Consider the following 16,976-nt stretch of genomic DNA (forward strand, 5'->3'; position numbering starts at 1 on the left):
GCGTGCTCACCCTCAGGGACGTGACGGCCACGACGTGGACGACGCTGAGCAACCCGCCCACCGGCCAGGCGGTGCCGGTCGAACCCAGCGCCGAGTGCCTGCGCGACGTGAAGACGTGCAAGCTCCAGACCGCGAACCGGAAGGACGAGAAACCCTTCCTGGCCCGGAACCGGAACTGGGATCCCCTCCCGCTGCCGGACGTCACGAAGCCGATCTCCTGGCCGTTCCTGAAGCCGTCGCTCTTCAAGAGGTCGGCGTTCGCGAAGTGGGACGTCCTCGACCTCGAGTTCGTCCGGCAGCCGCCCGCCGGCTACACGGTGAAGGTCTACAGCGTCACCTACGACGGCGACGAGCGGCCGCCGCGGTTCGTCGCCGTCGCCGTCCCGATGGACCTGGACACTTCGAAGCCGCCGCCGTTCCTGGTGCACTACAAGCACATTCCCGGCCAGGACGAGAAGGCGCACCTGTTCACCCACTTCCGGCCGCTCGGGTTCGACTGGCTGTACTACGACATCTGGAGCTGGTGGGTCTACAACGCACGGCCGGAAGCCGGCGGCAGCGTCAAGGTCGACATGCCGTTCCTCTCGCCACAGCAGGGGTCCTTCGGTTTTCCCTACCAGCTGCGGCACGCGAACAAGCCGTACGTGGTCGTGCTGCCCCAGATCAGCCGGGTGTTCGACCAGGCCACCCGCCAGCTGCGCGACTACCAGCTGTATTCGGCGGCGACCCTGCGCACGCTCCTGCTCGCGATCCAGGGCGACATCCTGCCGATCCACGGCGACACCCTGTCCCACGTCGCGATCTCCGCCAACAGCAGCGGGTGCAACGTGGTCGCGAAGTTCCTGACCGACAACGTGGCCGCGGCCAAGCGCGACCCCAAGGCCGGGACCTTCATGAACGACGAGTTCAACGAATTCTTCGTCTTCGATCCGCCCGACGGCTTCACCGACCCCATGATCGCCGCCGCGGGCGGGTGGTCGAAGCTGACGAGCGGGCGCAGCACGGCCAAGGGCAAGAGCGTGCGCTTCTACACGCATTCCTTCCCGACGGCCACGACCGCGCTGACCGGGGGCAAGGCGAACCCGTTCACCCGGGGGAAGAACGGGCTGGCGGAGTCACCCGACAAGCGGTTCTCGGTGGCGTACCTGCCCTTCGACGCGCGCGACGGCAACGACGTGTGGCAGCAGACGTACGACGAAAACCTGCCGGACGGCCGCTTGCGTGTGAACAATTTCGACTTCGTCCACCACGCGATCCCGGCGCTCTGCCTGACCGACGCGGCCGCGCGCAGCCTCTACGTGTGAGATCGGCGTCGTCTACGGTAAGGGACCGGACAGGTGGGCACGGCGACGGCAAGGTGACGGGTGAGGGAACGCGAATTGCGCCGCCGCTGCCGGCGGTTGCTGAAGGAACTGGGCATCCGGCCGCCGCTCGACGTCGTCGAGCTGTGCCGGAGCGTCGGGGACCAGCGCGGGCGGCCGATCCGGCTGATCGCGCACCGGATCCCGGTGCCGGGCCCGTTCGGCGCGTGGATCGCCACCGAGCGCGCCGACTACATCGTCTACCAGCGGGACACGAGCAAGGCCCACCAGAGCCACATCATCCTGCACGAACTGGGCCACATGCTGGCCGGCCATCACGCCACCGCGGAGGACGACAGCCTGGTCGCCGGGCTGACCCCGCCCGGGCCGTACCCGGGCCTGACGCCCGAGCCGGTCCGGCGCGCGCTGCTGCGGACCTCCTACGACACCGACCACGAGCGGGAAGCCGAGACGGTCGCGACGATCATCCTGGAGTGGGCATCCGTGCTGGACCGGGTCGCGCCCGAGTCGTCGGGCGAGCGCACCGCGCAGCGGATCGAGAACGCGCTGGACGAACGGCTGGGGTGGCTGTGACCAGCAAGATTGCGCTGCTCGTCGTCCAGGGCGTGCTCCTCTACCCCGCCCTGCTGTGGAAGATCTACCAGCTCACCCGGGCCCCGCGGGACGTCGCGCGCTGGATGGTCACGGCCTGCCTGGCCTGCTTCGCGGCGTCCTTCCCGTTCGGCCTGCTGGCGGGCGACGTCAACCAGCCGGACCCGGGCGCGATCGTGCCGCTGCTGTTCCAGCACGTCTTCCTCTGCGGGCTGGTCTATTCACTGGCGTGCTTCTTCTTGTTTTCGGCGCTGCCGGCCGACCGCGCCCGGCGTCGGGCCTGGGGGGAGGCGGTCCCGCTGGCCACGGCGATCCTGGTGATGGCGGTCGTCGCGGTGCTGATGCCCAGCGGCCCGCCGTCGACGTACCCGCGTGCCGGGGTCTCGGTCTTCTACCTGGCGGCCGACCTGTACCTGACCTACGGCATCGCGAGCGCGTGCTTCCTCGCCCGCCGCTACGCCCGCGGCGCGGCCCCCCGCCTGGCCCGCGGCCTGCTGGTGGCATCGGTGGGCTTCGCGTTCGGCGCGGTGGGCGGCGCGACACTGGTGGCGGTGGTGCTGGTCCACTGGGCGGGCGCGGCGATCCCGTGGCTGCTGGTGCAGGCGACGGTCTTCCTGGTCTTCCCGAGCGCGATCCTGCTGGTGATCGGCCTGTCGTACCCCGGCGTCACCACCCGCGTGGCCGCGACCCGCGTGTGGTGGCAGCACTTGCGCACGTACCACCGTCTCGGTCCACTGTGGACCCGGCTGCACGAGGCGTTCCCGGAGGACGCGCTGAGCCGGAAGCCGTTGAGCCCCCGGCGTGACGCGCTGAGCGTGCTGGGCGTGCACCGGCGGTACTACCGGCGGGTCATCGAGTGTCGCGACGGGCTGGTCCGGATCAGCCCTTACCTAGCCCACCGGCCGTCCGAGGGGCCATTGGCGTTGCGGCTCACGGAGGCCCTGGACGCCCACGCCCGCCGCGAGCCGGTCCCGGATTCGGGAATGCCGGTCGCCGTCCCCGAGGGCGGCGGCCTGGACGACGACGTCCGGGAGCTGGTGGCGCTGTCGGAGTCCCTGCGGACGGTTGCCGCCTGACGGGCTAGGAAGCGTGCCACCACGGCACGTCGGTCTCGCCGAACAGCACGAAGAACAAGGACACGAGGCCCCCCCCGTTCCACGCGCGGAAACCGTCCACGGTCGTCTCGACCTCTTCGGCGCTGAGCAGCCGAACACCGGCCTCACGGAGCAGGGCGAGGACGCGGTCTCCTTCCGGAGGCATGTCCGGTCCGGTACCGACGACCACATCGGAGCGGACCAGCTCGGCGCCCGCGGCGGTGCAGGCCAGCAGCGCGAACGGTCCCACCGCCGACAACCACAGCGACCACGCCGGTGAATCCCGGCTGACCTGCAGGACGTACGAGAAGCTGACGTCGTCCTCGCGGTCGGTCCAGTCCTCCACCAGCAGGAGCTGCCGCAACCGATCCACCAGGGGTTCCCAGGGCCGCACTCGCAGTGCGTCGGAAAAGAATCCGTAGTCCGGCTTCCGCAGGTCTCCGTACGCTCGTCGCGCGTGTTCGAGGAACTCCTCCACGCGCCGCTACCGGGTCAGATCAGCGGTCGAGCCACGGAGCGAGCAGCTTCTCCAGGTCCGCGTCCGACAGCGCCCGCGGGCCGCCGTGGAACTCGTGCCAGCGCGCCGCGTCGCACGCCGCCGTGTACTCCACCTCGAACGCTCGCATCAGCACGTACATGAACGTCACCGAGCTGAACCGGTCGCCCAGCAGCGTCCGGGCGCCGCGGGCCACGTTCGTGGCCCCGGTGAAGTCCGCGAGCCGAAGCTCCTCCGCAGCCGGGTCGAGCAGGCTGGGGGCATACATCACGACAAACTCTCCATCACTGAAAGGGAAACTCAGCCTTCGGCAGCAAGCTGCCCACAGGCGGCGGCGATCTCCTGGCCGCGGGTGTCCCGCACCGTGCACGCTACTCCGCCGGCGTTGACCAGCCGCACGAACTCCCGCTCCACCGGCTTCGGCGACGCGTCCCACTTCGAACCCGGGGTCGGGTTCAGCGGAATCACGTTGACGTGCACCAGCTGACCCAGGTGCTTGCGCAGCCGCTTCGCGAGCAGCTCCGCCCGCCACGGCTGGTCGTTGATGTCCCGGATCAGCGCGTACTCGATCGAGACCCGCCGGCCGGAAGTATCGGCGTAGTACCGGGCGGCGGAGAGCACCTCGTCGACCGACCAGCGCTCGTTCACCGGCACCAGCGTGTCACGCAGCTCATCGTCCGGAGTGTGCAGCGACACCGCCAGCCGCACCTGCATCTTCTCGTCCGCCAGCTTCCGGATCGCCGGCGCCAGCCCCACCGTCGACACCGTCACCGAACGCTGACCGATCCCCAGCCCACCCGGAGCCGGGTCCGTGATCCGCCGGACCGCCGCGACCACGCGCTTGTAGTTGGCCAGGGGCTCGCCCATCCCCATGAAGACGATGTTCGACAGCCGCCCCGGGCCACCGGGCATCGTGCCGTCGCGCATGACCGCCGCCGCGGAGCGGACCTGGTCCACGATCTCCGCCGTCGACAGGTTGCGGTCGAGGCCGCCCTGGCCGGTCGCGCAGAACGGGCACGCCATGCCGCAGCCCGCCTGGCTCGAGATGCACAGCGTCGCGCGGTCCGGGTAGCGCATCAGGACGCTCTCCAGGAGCGTGCCGTCGTGGGCTCGCCACAGCGTCTTGCGCGTCGCGCCCCTGTCGGCCTCCAGCGCACGGACCTCGGTCAGCAGCGTCGGCATCAGATCCGAGACCAGCCGGTCCCGCGAGGCCGCCGGGATGTCGGTCATCTCCGCCGGGTCGACCGTCAGGCGGGAGAAGTAGTGGTTCGACAGCTGCTTCGCCCGGAACGGCTTCTCCCCCAGCTCGGCGACGGCGGCCGCGCGTTCGGCGAGCGTGAGGTCGGCGAGGTGGCGCGGCGGGAGGCCGCGCTTGGGGGCGTCGAAAACGAGCGGGAGGGCAGTCATAACCGGTCAAGTGTCCCACGCCCCGAAACCCGCACCCGGCCCGCCCCGGCCGGGTGTCCGCCGGGTCACACCCAGGTCGGGGGCTCGGTAGCCTCGCGGGGTGAATCCGGGGGAAAGCGACTACGCCGCCATCGCCGCGTCCATGGCCGAAGCCCTGCGCGCGGGCGCCGGCACCGCGTGGGCGCACGCCACGCTCCAGCTGCGGCACACCGGCGGGTCCGTCTCGTGCACGGCGTGGAGTGACACGCGGGACGGCCTTCGCGTGGACTACGGGCCGATCGCGGAGCGGCTGTTCGAGCGCCCGCCCGCGGTGCTGGAAGTCCGGCTCGACGTCTCGGGGGCGTACCGCTTCACCGCCCGGCCGGACCTCACCGCCGTCTCGCCCGGGCAACTCGTCTTCGATCCGGGCTTCCGCTATCCCGGCCACCCCTTGCCGGGGCGCCCGCGGCCCGCGGGCGCCGAACCGACCGGCGCGCCGACGGATCCCTTGGTGCGCGCCGAGATCCTCAGGCTCACCGGCGAGTACGCGGCGGCGTACACCCGCATCAAGGGCACGCCGCCCCGGTGGCCCGCGGGCAAGACCGAAGCGGAGCTGGCCGGCGCCGAGGCGCGCATGGGCGTCCGGCTGCCCGAGGACCTCCGCGCGCTGTACCTGGTGGCGGACGGCGATCCGTGGGAGACCGGCTTGCTCGGGCCCTACTCCCACGACCCGCTGGACCGCGTCGTCGACACCTACCTCGAAGGCGCACCCGGTTCCTACGGCTGGGAAGACGCGCTGGACGACGACGGCGTCGTGTTCGAGACCGTGCCCTTCGGCGCGGTGAAACGCCTGTCGCGCAACGACTGGTGGATCACCTTCGGCGGGGACCGGGCGATGAACTACGTCGCGGTGGACGTCGACCCCGCCGCGCGGGGGCACGCCGGCCAGGTCCTCGAGTACGGCCGCGACATCTACGGCCCGCTGCGCTACGTCGCGACGTCGATCACCGCGATGCTGACCGAAGTCGTGACCGCCCTGCGGGCCGGGCGCTACGAAGACCCGGGCGAGCAGTACCTCTTCGCGGAGACGGATCTCCGCGACGCCGCCGAGCGGTCGTACCACGAAGTGATCTCCGAGGCGGCCACGCTGGACCTGCCGTCGGTGGTGGCCGGGCTGCCCGGCCGGGAGCTGGTGCAGGAGGTCTACCTGAACGACGCCGCCGACGTCGACCTGGCCGTGTTCGCTCCGCTGCCGTCGCTGCGGCGGCTGAGCGTCAACCGCGCCGGCGCCGTCACCGCGTCGATCGGCGGGCTCGGCGCGCTGGAGTCGGTGCGGATCGAGGCCACGCGCGCGGACCTGGCCGGGCTCGCCGGGCACCCGGCGCTGTGGGACCTGGGGCTCGAGAACGTCCGGGAGCCGCTCGACCTGGAGGTGCTGCGCACGCTGCCCCGGCTGACGAGGCTGGACCTCGCCGGCTCGGCGGTGCCGGACCTCGGCCCGATCGCCGACCTCCCCGGCCTGCGCGTGCTCGGGCTCGACGCCGGGCAGGTCCGCCGTCTGCTCGACCTCGGGAAGCCACTGCCCCGCCTCGCGGCGCTGTTCGTCGCCGGGCGGACGACGCTGCCGGAGATGGCCGGGCTGCGGGCCGCGTTCGGCGGCGACCGGGCCGGCCCGGTGACCGAGTTTTCGGCCGTGCTGCCCGGCCGGCCCTGACGGCGTGCTTCACGGCGCCCCGTGCGCCGCGACCAGCCTCGTCATGTGCGGGGACGGGCGCACACCCAGCTCGCGGTGCAGCAGCGCCCGGTAGTGCTGGTAGTGCCGCAGTGCCGAGCCGCCGTTGCCCTGGGCCAGGTGGGCCGCGATCACCGTGCGGTGAGCGCTTTCCCGGACCGGGTCGATGCCGATCGCCGTGAACGCCGCCTCCAGCGCGGCCAGGTGCGCGCCGGCCGTGATCAGGCGCTGGGCGATCGCCTCCAATGCGTGCAGGCGGACCTGCTCCCAGCGCTGCCGTTCCGCGGTGAGCCACTCCTCGGTCCAGTCGGGCAGCAGGTCGCGGGACAGGGCGCCGACGAGCCCCTCGGGCGCCGGGCGGGCCGAAGCCGCGACGACGTGGTGGGCCGCTTCGAGGGCGCCGCGGAAGTCGACCGGGAGGGCCGGGGACAGCCGCAGGTGGTCGACCGGGGTCTCGACGACCGGGGCGGCCGTGGAGCGCCGGACGTGCCACAGCGCCTGACGCAGGTTCGCCGCCGCGCGCTGGCGGCGGCTCTCCGGCCACAGCTGCTCGGCCGCCGCGTTGCGGTTCACCGCGGCGCCGTCGCGCACCGCCAGGAACGCCAGCAGGCGCTGCGCCGCCCGGGGCAGCGCGACCCGCTCGCCGCCGTCCAGCAGCTCGAACCGGCCCAGCAGCACCAAGTCCACGCGGGATCTGTCGCCCTCGTCCATCGCGTCCCCTCGTCTCCGTCGACGCCGTTCGCCGGTCTCCGAGCATGGCACCGGCGGTGTCTCCCGGGCGTCTCCCCGCTCCCTCACGCCGCGTCGGGACCACGGCTCCCGCGCGATCGCCACTCAGCCGTGCGCGGGCTTGACCGATCACCCGGACGGGAGCCGCCGCGACGGCGCGTCGCCGGACACCCCGGCCGCCGGGCGCCCGGATCGCCAATGGCCCAACGGGACTGGTCCGCTCTGGTTTAGCCCATCGTGTGACGCCCGACGGCGTGCGGCACGCGGGACCGACGCCCGCGCGACGGCGGCCCCGGAAGGTCTGTCCCGAGGGCCGCGCCGGCCCGCACGAACCGAGGAGCGGAAACCATGACGGACGAACAGCTCAAGAGCGTCGACATCCAGATCGCCGCGGAGGACCTGAAGACGCTGAAGAAGAACGAGTACAAGCTGTGCTTCGCGAAGAAGGTGAACGACACCTACAACGTGGTGTGGCAGTCGGCCGACAAGTACCTCTCCGACAACACCTTCTCGTGGCAGCCGCTGTACGAGCTGTTCGGCAGCAACGAGTTCAAGGGTGACGTGACGGTGCGCGTCTCGACGAACCGGGTCTCGATCGGCCTGGGTGACGAGTCGGTGCTCGACTCGAGCGGCTTGCTCGGGGAATCCTCCTCGGGCGGCCCGGCGACCGGCATCACGCTGGTCAACGACTACGGCACGATCCACCCCGGGCTGTGCGCGTTCTCGACCAACCTCGACGGCAGCACGTCGACCAGCCCGATCTACGTGGCCGAGAAGGCCATCGTGACCGGCTCCGACGTGCTGACCCCGGTCGAGTGCGTGCAGGTCTGGTTCGAGCAGGACGTCGCCACCAGCACGATGTTCAGCACCGCGCGGTCCAACGCGATCGAGATCGACCTCACCGAGGTGAACTCGGCGGCCCGGCTCTACAGCAACGGCGAGTGGACGACACCGCGGGTGAGTTCGCTCTACGTCGACACGAAGGCGATCGTGACCATCATCGCGGCGCTGACCGCGGCGGTCAGCGTCCAGCAGCTCCTGGCCAAGATCACCTCGAAGCTCACCGGGGTCTACCAGGACATCCAGGTCGACGTGAAGGCCGCGGGCGGCAACAGCGTCAGCATCGTCTACTCCGAGAAGCCGAAGCTCTCCGCGATCCGGGGGAACCAGACGCGGCTGCTGCTGCGGAACCCGGCCGTCGTCGACCAGCTCGCCGGGTTCGCGCTCGAGGCGTTCGCGCAGCTGAAGGCCGGCTACGTCTCGCTCACCGCGACGGCAGCCGCCTGATCCCCGGCGCACGGGCGGCCTTTACGGTGAAACCGGACGGGCCGCCCGGGCGTCCGAGGGTCCGACGAAAGAGGTGAGCCCGTGTCCTTCCGGCACTGCGTCCTGGTCCTCGCGGTGGTCTTCAGCACCGCGGCCTGCAGCACATCGACCGCGGGGCAGGCCCAGCCCGTGCCGACGGTGACGGCGGCCGCGGGGCCGCAGGTGACCGTCGGGACGATGCGCGTGACGCTGCCGCCGGGCGCGACCTTCACCGAGCACAGCCAGGACGGCCTCCTCGACGGCTGCATCGCCGAAGGCACCACGGTCTGCGAAGCGCGGATGCTGGACCTGCGCGAACTGACTTCGGACCCCAACGCACCCATCAACCTCCCGAGCGCGAAGCGGCCCTTCGGCTGGTACACCGGCACGGACGTGCCGACGTGCATCACGCCCGCGTCGCCGCCCGGGCAGGCCGCGGTGGCCACCGGCAGCACGCTGCTCGACTCCGGCTTCGCCCCGATCGGCACCAAGAAGGCCGAGTACGGCCGCTGGCAGGTCACCTGTGAAGACGCGACGCAGAACAACCAGGTCCGCATGTGGTGGCTGCCGACGAGCAAGATCCTGGTCGTCGAGTACGGGTCCTTCCCCGGCTGGGACGCCAAGATGGACGCACTGCTGACCGGCGCCACCTTCGCCTAGGCGGTCACGTCCAGCGCGGCCCGGATGATCGCGTCGGTGTCGATGCCGTGGTACCGGTAGACGTCCTCGAGCGAGCCCGACTGGCCGAAGCCCGTGACACCCAGCGAGACCGACGGGACCCGGTTGATCCCGGCGAGGAACGCCAGCGTGTGCGGGTGGCCGTCGAGGACGGTGACCAGCGGCTTCGCGCGCGCGGCCGGGAAGACCTGGTCGAGGATCCACGACTCGCCGGTGCCCCGGCCCGACCGCGCCTGGAGCGCCTCGAACAGCAGGCCCGGGCTGGTCACGCAGACGACGTCGGCCTCGACGCCGACCTGGGCCAGCCGCTCGGCCGCCGCCAGGGTGTCCGGCACCAGCGCGCCCATCGCCGCGAGGGTGACCGAAGGCGCCGAAGCCCGCCGCAGCAGGTACGCGCCCGCCACGACCTGGCGGCGACGGCGTTCGCGCGCCGCCGGGTCGGCCGGCACCGCGGCCAGCGTCTGGTCGACCGGGCGGGTCGAGAGCCGGAAGTACGACGACGTGCCGCCCGGCTTGCCGAGCCGGCCGAGCGCCGCCAGCAGCGTCCACTCGGTGTCGATCGCGAACGCCGGTTCGTAGCTGACGCAGCCGGGCTGCTCGATGCCGATCGACGGCGTGGTGATCGACTGGTGCGCGCCGCCTTCCGGGGCGAGCGTGACGCCGGACGGCGTGCCGATCAGGATCGACTGCCCGCCCGCGTAGATGCCGAACGACCACGGCTCCAGCGCGCGCTCGACGAACGGGTCGTACATGACGCCGATGGGCAGCAGCGGCTCGCCCCAGCGGCTCCAGGTGGCACCGAGTTCGCCCAGCAGGCCGACCAGGTTCGTCTCGGCGATGCCCAGCTCGACGTGCTGCCCGGTCGGCTTTTCCCGCCAGTGCATGATCGTTTCGGGGTCGTCGTCGAACCAGTCGCGGCGCTCGGTGGCCGACCAGACGCCGACCTTGTTGACCCAGCCGCCGAGGTTGGTCGTCGAGCTGACGTCCGGGCTGACCGTCACAACGCGCTTCGCCGCTTCGGGCGCTTCGCGCGTCAGGTCCAGCAGAACGCGGCCCAGCGCCGCCTGCGTCGTCGCGGTCCCGGACGGCGTCCGCCCGATGTCGGTGGGCAATTCGAGCGAAGGCAGCGAAGGCACGTCGGGACGGCGAAGGCGCGAAGCAACCTCGGCGCACAACGCGGCTTCGGCCGTTTCAGCCGCGAAGCCCTCCCAGGGCGAAGCGAGGTCCGTCCCGAGCGACGACGCCAGCTCTTCCATCTGCGCGGCGGTCAGCAGCGAGGAGTGGTTCTGCGGGTGCCCCTGGGTCGGGAGACCGCGGCCTTTCACGGTGTAGCAGAAGATCACCGTCGGCCGGCTGTCCGAAATGGACGCGAAGGCGTCGTCGAGCGAGCCGAGGTCGTGGCCGCCGAGGTTGCGGATCGCGGCCAGCAGCGTCTCGTCGTCGAGCGAGGCGACCAGCTCGGCCAACGCGGCGTTCCCCGCGGGCAGCCGGTCGCGCACCTGGGCGGCGTCGCAGCGCAGCAGCCGCTGGTACTCCGGGTTCGGCATGTCGTCGATCCGCGCGCGCAGCTCCGCGCCGCCGGGCCGGGTGAACAGCTCTTCCAGCAGCCGCCCGTACTTCAGCGTCAGCACCTGCCAGCCGGCGGCGTCGAACATGCCCTGCAGCCGCCCGGCCGCGATGTTCGGGACGACGCGGTCGAGCGACTGGCGGTTGAGGTCGACGATCCAGACGATCTCGCCCAGCTCGGCGACGCCCGGGTCGAGGATGGCCTCCCAGATCGCGCCTTCGTCGAGCTCGGCGTCGCCGACCAGCGAGTACTGGCGGCCGGTTCCCGCGGCGCCGCCCCGGGTCGTCAGGTAGCGGCGGGCCAGCGCGCCCCAGATCGGGGCGGTCGCGCCGATGCCGACCGAGCCGGTCGAGTAGTCGACGGGGTCGGGGTCCTTGGCGCGGCTCGGGTAGCTCTGCAGGCCGCCGAACTCGCGCAGCGTCGGCAGGTAGTCCTCGTCCAGCTCGCCGAGCAGGTAGTTGATCGCGTGGAGCACCGGCGACGCGTGCGGCTTGACCGAGACGCGGTCCTCGGGGCGCAGGTGCCGGAACCACAGCGACGTCATGATCGACACCAGCGACGCGCACGACGCCTGGTGCCCGCCGACCTTCAGCCCCGACGGGTTCGGCCGGACGCGGTTGGCCTGGTGCACGATCGCCGTGGCGAGCCACAGCACCCGCCGTTCGATCGCGGCGAGCGTGCCCGTCGCCGGAACGGTCGCGGAGGGCTGGGTCATCGTCGACACCTTTCGTGCAGGAAGCACCCCCAGAACAGCACTGGTGGACGCTTCGCACAACCGATGCCGATCCGGCTGCGCAGAATGCACACCGAAACCGGACGGCTCAGGCCTCCGGGTGCGCAGAATGCACGCGCTCCAGCAGAGGCGTCAAGCGGTACGGGACGAGCTCGCGCATGACGAGCGAGATGTTCGTCCGCTCGACCCCGGGCGAGGCCAGGATCCGCCCGGCGATCCGGTAGAGGTCGTCCGCGTCGACGGCGACGACCTGCACCATCAGGTCGCTCGCCCCGGTCAGCCCGCACACCTCGGTGACCTCGGGGATTTCGGCCAGGGCTTCGGCGATCTCGGCGAGGCGCCGCTGGTCGACCTGCGCGTTGACGAACGCCCGCAGCGGGTAGCCCAGCCGCGCGGGGTCGATGCGGCGTTCGAACGACCGGAGCGCACCGCGCTGCTCCAGCCGCGCGAGCCGGGCCTGCACCGTGTTGCGTGACAGGCCCAGCCGCTCGGCCAGCGCGACCGCCGTGGACCGGGGGTCCTCCCCCAGCGCCTGGAGCAGCCGCGCGTCGATCTCGTCGATGGTGTCGGGCACGGCCCGATCTTCCCACCCGGACGCGGCCGTGACCGGGCTCACCTCCAGCAGGTTGTCATCCGACCGTTTCCGATATATCGTGAAGCAGTCGCAACAGTTCGAGAAAGGAACACAGACATGCGTAGGCAACGACACCCCTTCGCCCACGAGCGTGGGCGCACCCCTTTCGGGCCCTTCGGTGGTTTCGGCGAGTTCCCCCCGGGGTTCGGCCCCGGTGGACGCGGCCGTGGCCACGGACCGGGCCGGCGGGGTCACGGCGGACGGCGCAGCCGCCGCGGTGACGTCCGCGCCGCGATCCTGGCGCTGCTCGCCGAGCAGCCCCGGCACGGCTACGAGATCATCCGCGAGATCGGCGAGCGCTCCGGCGGCTTCTGGCGCCCGAGCCCCGGCTCGGTCTACCCGACGCTGCAGCTGCTGGCCGACGAAGGCCTGGTCGTCAGCAAGGACGAGCACGGCAAGAAGCTCTTCGAGCTGACCGACGCCGGCCGCACCGCCGCGGAAGAGCAGGACAGCACCCCGCCGTGGGAGCACATCGCGCAGGACGTCGACCCGACCGAGGTCGGGCTCGCGAAGGCGGGCAAGAACCTGGCCGCCGCGGTCGTGCAGATCATGCGCGCGGGCACCGAGAGCCAGCAGGCCCGCGCGGCCGAGGTGCTCAACGACGCCCGGCGCTCGCTCTACGGCATCTTGGGCGAAGACGAGGACGAGTCCTCGGCTCCCGAAGAAGCAGCCGAGTGACCTGGCAGGACGAGGCCGGTGGGCTTGCGCCGCGCGTGAACGCGGTAGCCCACCGGCAGCGTCAGGTCTTCGCCGCGATTCCCGTTACGCTGCAAGGACTCCGTGATCGCCTGTTCGGCGACGGGCTTGCTGAACTCGATCTTCAGCACGGCTTCGAGGTCGGCCGCCGTCGCGAACCGCCAGTCGGTGGCGACGCGGCGGCAGCCGAACCCGGCGCGGGCGAAGAACCGTTCCACCGCGGCCGGGTCGTAGTGCGGTAGGTCGGCGCGCATCCAGCCGCCGTAGGGCTCACTGGTCACGTCGAGGTCGACGATCAGGATCTTCCCGCCCGGCCGCAGGACCCGGTCGGCCTCCGCCAGCCCCGGCTCGCACCCCGGCCCGAAGAAGTACGCCGTGCGCGCGTGCACGACGTCGACGCTCGCGCTGCGGACCGGCAACCGCTGGGCCCGGCCCATCCGGACGTCCACGTTCGACAGTCCCTCGACGCGCTTCAGCGCGCTTCGCACCAACGGCTCGTGCGGCTCCACACCGAGCACCGAGCGCGCGTCGCGGGCGAAGACCGGCAAGTGGAAACCGTCCCCGCAGCCGACGTCCAGCACGTCCCGGCCGGTCCAGTCGCACTCCTCGCGCAGCACACGCCAGATCTCGCCGCCGCTGTCCTGCGCGCGGTTCTCGCGCTCGTAATCGGCCTGGTAGTACCAGATGTTGGGGCTCGGCACGACCTCCGCGCGCCGCGACGACCACCGCACCCCGCTGCTCCTTCCGGGTCCTCGTCGCCGTCCAGTGCTCGCCCGGTGGCGAATTCTTGGCGGAAACCTCACGGATCACGCCTAGAATCCGGTGGGTATCGGGAGGAGCACCCATGGCAGTCGACCCGTCCAGTACCCCGTCCCCGGTCCCGGCCGGAATCCCGTGCTGGATCGAGCTGGCCTGCCGCGAGCAGGCCGTGGCGGAACAATTCTACGGTGCCCTCTTCGGCTGGGAGTACACCACTCAACGCGATCCGGCGACGTCCGACGGCCGGTACGCCATCGCGACGCTGAACACGCTCCCGGTCGGCGGTCTCTACCGCGCCGCGCAGGGGGCGCCGCTCGGCTGGATGCCGCACCTGTCCGTGCCGCACACCGCCAGCGCGGCGGAGTGGGTCGAGCACCTCGGCGGACGGCTGACGCTCGGCCCGATGCCGATCCCGCAGCGCGGCACGATCCTGCACGCCTACGACACGAGCGGCGCGCCGGTCGTGTTCTGGGAGGTGCCGCCGGACTGGGAGTTCGTCACCGGGATCCCCAACACCTTCAGCGGCGCGGATCTCAACACCCACGACGGCGCCGCGGCGGATCACTTCTACACCAAGCTCTTCACCTACGGCAGCCACCAGATCGGCGACGGCGAGACCCTCGACTACGTCGAATGGCTCATCGAGCACCAGCCGGTGCTGTACCGGTACGTGATGGGGTCGGAGTACAGCCTCGACACCCCGCCGCACTGGCTCGTCTACTTCGACATCGACCCGGCGCGCGGCGCCGACGCGGTCGCGGGCGAGGCGCTGATGCACGGCGGCACCGTCGTGATCCAGCCGTACGACACCCCGTTCGGCCGGATGGCGATCCTCGCCGACCCCGAGGGCGCGGTGTTCGCCGTGATCGACCACTCGCGCGTCTCCGAGGAGTGGGGCCGCGCCGAGGTCGACGACCCCTACGACGACTGACGCGCGGCGAACGCCAGCCCCGCGACCAGCGCGTACCCGGCCGCCACCAGCCACATCCCGGCGGCCGGGGCCAGCGCGCCGACGAGCGCGACCCCGATCGCTCCCCCGGTCTGGCGCGACGCGTTGAGCACCCCCGCGGCCAGCCCGGCCTGCCCCGGCAAGGCGTTCATCGCCAGCGACGTCATCGCGGGCATCGCCAGCGAACAGCAGCCGAAGACGACCGAGACCACGGCGAACGCCACCAGCGCGCGATCCGCGGGCAGCAGCGCGAAGCCGGCCGCGCCGAGGAGCCCGGCCAGCGCGCCCGCGACCATCGGCGTACGCGGGCCGGAGCGTCCGGTGAGGCGTCCGCTGAAGAAGGCGTTGAGCCCGACCACCGCCGTCAGCGGCACCAGCGCGAGCCCGGCGGCGAGCGCCCCGAGCGACCAGGCGCGTTGCAGGTACAGCGCCAGGCTGAAGAGGGTGCCGTAGAGGCAGAAGTTGAACAAGCCGCCGATGCCCGCGGCCACCGCGAAGTCCCGGATCTTCAGGATGCCCAGCGGCAGCACGGGTTCCGCGACGCGCTGCTCCACGGCCACGAACACCGCGCCGGCCACCACGCCCCCGGCGAGCAGCGCGAGGGTGGCGGGCGCGCCCCAGCCCGTGTGCCCGGCTTCGATGAACCCGGCGACGAACGCGGCCAGTGACACCGTGCCGGCGACCTGCCCGGCGAAGTCGAGTTGCGTCTCCCGGCGCGGGGGTTCGGTGACCGCCCGCCGCGTCAGGACGATGGCGAGGATCCCGACCGGGACGTTGACCGCGAAGACCAGGCGCCAGTCGGCGAGGCCGACGGCGAGCCCGCCGAGCACCGGCCCGGCGGCCAGCCCGGCCCCGCTCATGCCACCCCAGACGCCGAGCGCGTGGGCCCGCTCCCGCGCGTCCGGGAACTGGTGGACGATCAAGGCGAGCGACGACGGCAGCAGCGCGGCGGCCCCGGCCCCCTGCACGGCCCGCGCGGCGATCAGCCAGACCGCGTCCCCGGCGAGCGCGCAGCCGATGCTAGCGACGACGAAGACGGCGACGCCCGCTTCGAAAACGCGTCGTGAACCCCACCGGTCCCCGGCGGCACCCCAGGTCAGCAGGAACGCGGCGAGGGTGACGGTGTAGGCGTCGACCACCCACTGCAGCGCGGCCGTCGACGGCTCACCGAAGTCGGCGCCGATCGCGGGCAGGGCCAGGTTCACGATGGTCGCGTCGAGCGTGATCATCAGGAAGCCCAGGCAGACGGCGGTCAGCGCGAGCTTCGCCGGGGCTCGGGTTTCGGTGCTCATGCCCCCGAGTGAAACCCGCCGAAGCTTCGGCCGTCCACGAACCGTTGCCTCCCGGGTGGGAGCTTGCGGCTCCCACTGCAGGTCAGCCCAACGGGACGAACGCGGACAGCAGCAGCCAGGAAACGACGGCCGAGGGCAGCAGCGAGTCGAGGCGGTCCATGATCCCGCCGTGACCCGGCAGCAGCGTGCCCATGTCCTTGACGCCGAGGTCGCGCTTGATCAGCGACTCGACGAGGTCGCCCAGGGTCGCGGTGAGGACGATGGCGACGCCGAAGATGACGCCCTGCCAGACGTGCCCGTCCAGCAGCAGGCTCAAGGTGAGGGCGCCGGCGACGATCCCGCCGACCAGCGAACCGCCGAAGCCTTCCCAGGTCTTCTTCGGGCTGATGGTGGGCGCCATCGGGTGCTTGCCGCCGAGGACACCGGCGATGTAGCCCCCGGTGTCCGAGGCGACAACGCCGATGAGGAAGGTGAGAACGCGCCCGACACCGTCCGACGGCGGCACGAGCATGGCCGCGAACGCCCCGAAGAGCGGCAGGTAGGCGGCGGCGAACGTCGACGCGCTGATGTCCCGCAGGTAGCCCTTGGCGCCGCCGGGCAGGCGCCACAGCAGGCAGGCGAGCACGGTCAGGACGAACGCGGTGAGCGCGCCTTCCCGCCCGAACGGCCAGGCGAGCCAGATCATCGCCTGCCCGCCGACGAGCACCGGGATCATCGCGACCTTGGTGTCGGCGACCCGGCGCAGCACCCCGGCGAATTCGAAGGTGCCGACCGCGATCGCGACCGCGATGATCCCGATGAAGAGGAAGCGCACGGTGAGCAGGGAAACGATGATCGCGGCCCCGAGCAGCAACGCGACCCCGATGGCGGCGGGCAGGTTCCGCCCGGCCTTGGAAGCCTTCTTGGCTTCCGGCGCCGCTTCGGCACCGGGAGTCCCCGGCACAGAGGTCGGCTCAGCGGCCCCGGCCGCCGACAGCCGGCTCGCCTCGCCGGTTCCCGAGGACGCCCCGGCA

The 16,976-nt window shown here is 71.9% G+C and carries 17 protein-coding genes; 8 read left to right on the plus strand and 9 right to left on the minus strand.

Translation table 11 applies throughout. From position 1 onward, the window contains the following. Positions 1 to 2: 2 nt before the first annotated feature. Genes ACLJQM_RS42460 through ACLJQM_RS42470 form a run of 3 tightly spaced genes read left to right on the plus strand, consistent with a single transcriptional unit; the run spans position 3 to position 2,989 of the window. The gene (locus ACLJQM_RS42460) at positions 3 to 1,304 is read left to right on the plus strand and encodes a hypothetical protein (RefSeq protein ID WP_410635983.1); all 1,302 of its coding nucleotides are present in this window, start codon (positions 3 to 5) and stop codon (positions 1,302 to 1,304) included. Positions 1,305 to 1,364: 60 nt separating this feature from the next. Then, positions 1,365 to 1,895: a hypothetical protein gene (locus ACLJQM_RS42465; protein ID WP_410635985.1), complete on the plus strand. Its 531-nt coding sequence runs from the start codon at positions 1,365 to 1,367 to the stop codon at positions 1,893 to 1,895. Continuing rightward, on the plus strand, positions 1,892 to 2,989 hold the full coding sequence (locus ACLJQM_RS42470; RefSeq protein ID WP_410635987.1) for an MAB_1171c family putative transporter: 1,098 nt from the start codon (positions 1,892 to 1,894) through the stop codon (positions 2,987 to 2,989). The genes ACLJQM_RS42465 and ACLJQM_RS42470 overlap by 4 nt, the downstream gene beginning before the upstream one ends. Before the next feature lie 4 nt (positions 2,990 to 2,993). On the opposite strand, the gene ACLJQM_RS42475 is transcribed toward ACLJQM_RS42470, so the two are convergent. The 3 genes from ACLJQM_RS42475 to rlmN form a co-directional block, all read right to left on the minus strand. Further along, on the minus strand, positions 2,994 to 3,380 hold the full coding sequence (locus ACLJQM_RS42475) for a hypothetical protein (protein WP_410635989.1): 387 nt from the start codon (positions 3,378 to 3,380) through the stop codon (positions 2,994 to 2,996). Positions 3,381 to 3,504: 124 nt separating this feature from the next. Continuing rightward, a complete protein-coding gene (locus ACLJQM_RS42480) occupies positions 3,505 to 3,771 on the minus strand; it encodes a hypothetical protein (protein WP_360781038.1) in 267 nt (88 codons plus the stop codon). A 32-nt stretch (positions 3,772 to 3,803) separates the two neighbouring features. After that, positions 3,804 to 4,910 (minus strand): 23S rRNA (adenine(2503)-C(2))-methyltransferase RlmN, encoded by a 1,107-nt coding sequence (gene rlmN, locus ACLJQM_RS42485; RefSeq protein ID WP_360780705.1) that lies wholly within the window; start codon positions 4,908 to 4,910, stop codon positions 3,804 to 3,806. Between the two features lie 100 nt (positions 4,911 to 5,010). Between rlmN and ACLJQM_RS42490 the strand changes: the two genes are divergently transcribed. Beyond that, positions 5,011 to 6,603, plus strand: a complete 1,593-nt coding sequence (locus ACLJQM_RS42490; protein WP_410635991.1) for an SMI1/KNR4 family protein — start codon at positions 5,011 to 5,013, stop codon at positions 6,601 to 6,603. Between the two features lie 9 nt (positions 6,604 to 6,612). Here the strand turns inward: ACLJQM_RS42490 and ACLJQM_RS42495 are convergent, their stop codons facing one another. After that, entirely contained in the window at positions 6,613 to 7,332 is a 720-nt protein-coding gene (locus ACLJQM_RS42495) for a BTAD domain-containing putative transcriptional regulator (RefSeq protein ID WP_360780700.1), read from the minus strand. A gap of 366 nt (positions 7,333 to 7,698) precedes the next feature. On the opposite strand from ACLJQM_RS42495, the gene ACLJQM_RS42500 reads away from it, so the two are divergent. Together ACLJQM_RS42500 and ACLJQM_RS42505 are read left to right on the plus strand one after the other, a co-directional pair. Continuing rightward, positions 7,699 to 8,637, plus strand: coding sequence for a hypothetical protein (locus ACLJQM_RS42500; RefSeq protein WP_410635993.1), 939 nt, complete (start codon positions 7,699 to 7,701; stop codon positions 8,635 to 8,637). An 81-nt stretch (positions 8,638 to 8,718) separates the two neighbouring features. After that, a complete protein-coding gene (locus ACLJQM_RS42505; protein WP_360780694.1) occupies positions 8,719 to 9,315 on the plus strand; it encodes a hypothetical protein in 597 nt (198 codons plus the stop codon). Here the strand turns inward: ACLJQM_RS42505 and ACLJQM_RS42510 are convergent. Together ACLJQM_RS42510 and ACLJQM_RS42515 are read right to left on the minus strand one after the other, a co-directional pair. After that, positions 9,312 to 11,615 (minus strand): transketolase-like TK C-terminal-containing protein, encoded by a 2,304-nt coding sequence (locus ACLJQM_RS42510; protein ID WP_410635995.1) that lies wholly within the window; start codon positions 11,613 to 11,615, stop codon positions 9,312 to 9,314. The genes ACLJQM_RS42505 and ACLJQM_RS42510 overlap by 4 nt on opposite strands. 106 nt (positions 11,616 to 11,721) lie before the next feature. After that, positions 11,722 to 12,207 carry an Lrp/AsnC family transcriptional regulator gene (locus ACLJQM_RS42515; RefSeq protein ID WP_247012954.1) on the minus strand — a complete coding sequence of 162 codons (486 nt, stop codon included), beginning with the start codon at positions 12,205 to 12,207 and terminating at the stop codon, positions 11,722 to 11,724. A 117-nt stretch (positions 12,208 to 12,324) separates the two neighbouring features. On the opposite strand from ACLJQM_RS42515, the gene ACLJQM_RS42520 reads away from it, so the two are divergent. Further along, positions 12,325 to 12,945: a PadR family transcriptional regulator gene (locus ACLJQM_RS42520; RefSeq protein WP_247012956.1), complete on the plus strand. Its 621-nt coding sequence runs from the start codon at positions 12,325 to 12,327 to the stop codon at positions 12,943 to 12,945. On the opposite strand, the gene ACLJQM_RS42525 is transcribed toward ACLJQM_RS42520, so the two are convergent. Next, a complete protein-coding gene (locus ACLJQM_RS42525; RefSeq protein WP_247012957.1) occupies positions 12,885 to 13,694 on the minus strand; it encodes a class I SAM-dependent methyltransferase in 810 nt (269 codons plus the stop codon). The genes ACLJQM_RS42520 and ACLJQM_RS42525 overlap by 61 nt on opposite strands. Positions 13,695 to 13,807: 113 nt before the next feature. Here ACLJQM_RS42525 and ACLJQM_RS42530 point away from each other — a divergent pair, with 113 nt between their 5' ends. Next, the gene (locus ACLJQM_RS42530; protein ID WP_247012960.1) at positions 13,808 to 14,653 is read left to right on the plus strand and encodes a VOC family protein; all 846 of its coding nucleotides are present in this window, start codon (positions 13,808 to 13,810) and stop codon (positions 14,651 to 14,653) included. Here ACLJQM_RS42530 and ACLJQM_RS42535 read toward each other — a convergent pair. Both ACLJQM_RS42535 and ACLJQM_RS42540 read right to left on the minus strand, forming a co-directional pair. Beyond that, on the minus strand, positions 14,641 to 15,963 hold the full coding sequence (locus tag ACLJQM_RS42535) for an MFS transporter (RefSeq protein WP_410635996.1): 1,323 nt from the start codon (positions 15,961 to 15,963) through the stop codon (positions 14,641 to 14,643). The two genes, ACLJQM_RS42530 and ACLJQM_RS42535, sit on opposite strands and share 13 nt — an antisense overlap. Before the next feature lie 82 nt (positions 15,964 to 16,045). After that, positions 16,046 to 16,906: a phosphatidate cytidylyltransferase gene (locus ACLJQM_RS42540; protein WP_410635997.1), complete on the minus strand. Its 861-nt coding sequence runs from the start codon at positions 16,904 to 16,906 to the stop codon at positions 16,046 to 16,048. Positions 16,907 to 16,976: the final 70 nt, after the last annotated feature.

It is taken from the genome of Amycolatopsis sp. cmx-4-83, assembly GCF_046548815.1.
GTDB lineage: Bacteria > Actinomycetota > Actinomycetes > Mycobacteriales > Pseudonocardiaceae > Amycolatopsis > Amycolatopsis pretoriensis_A.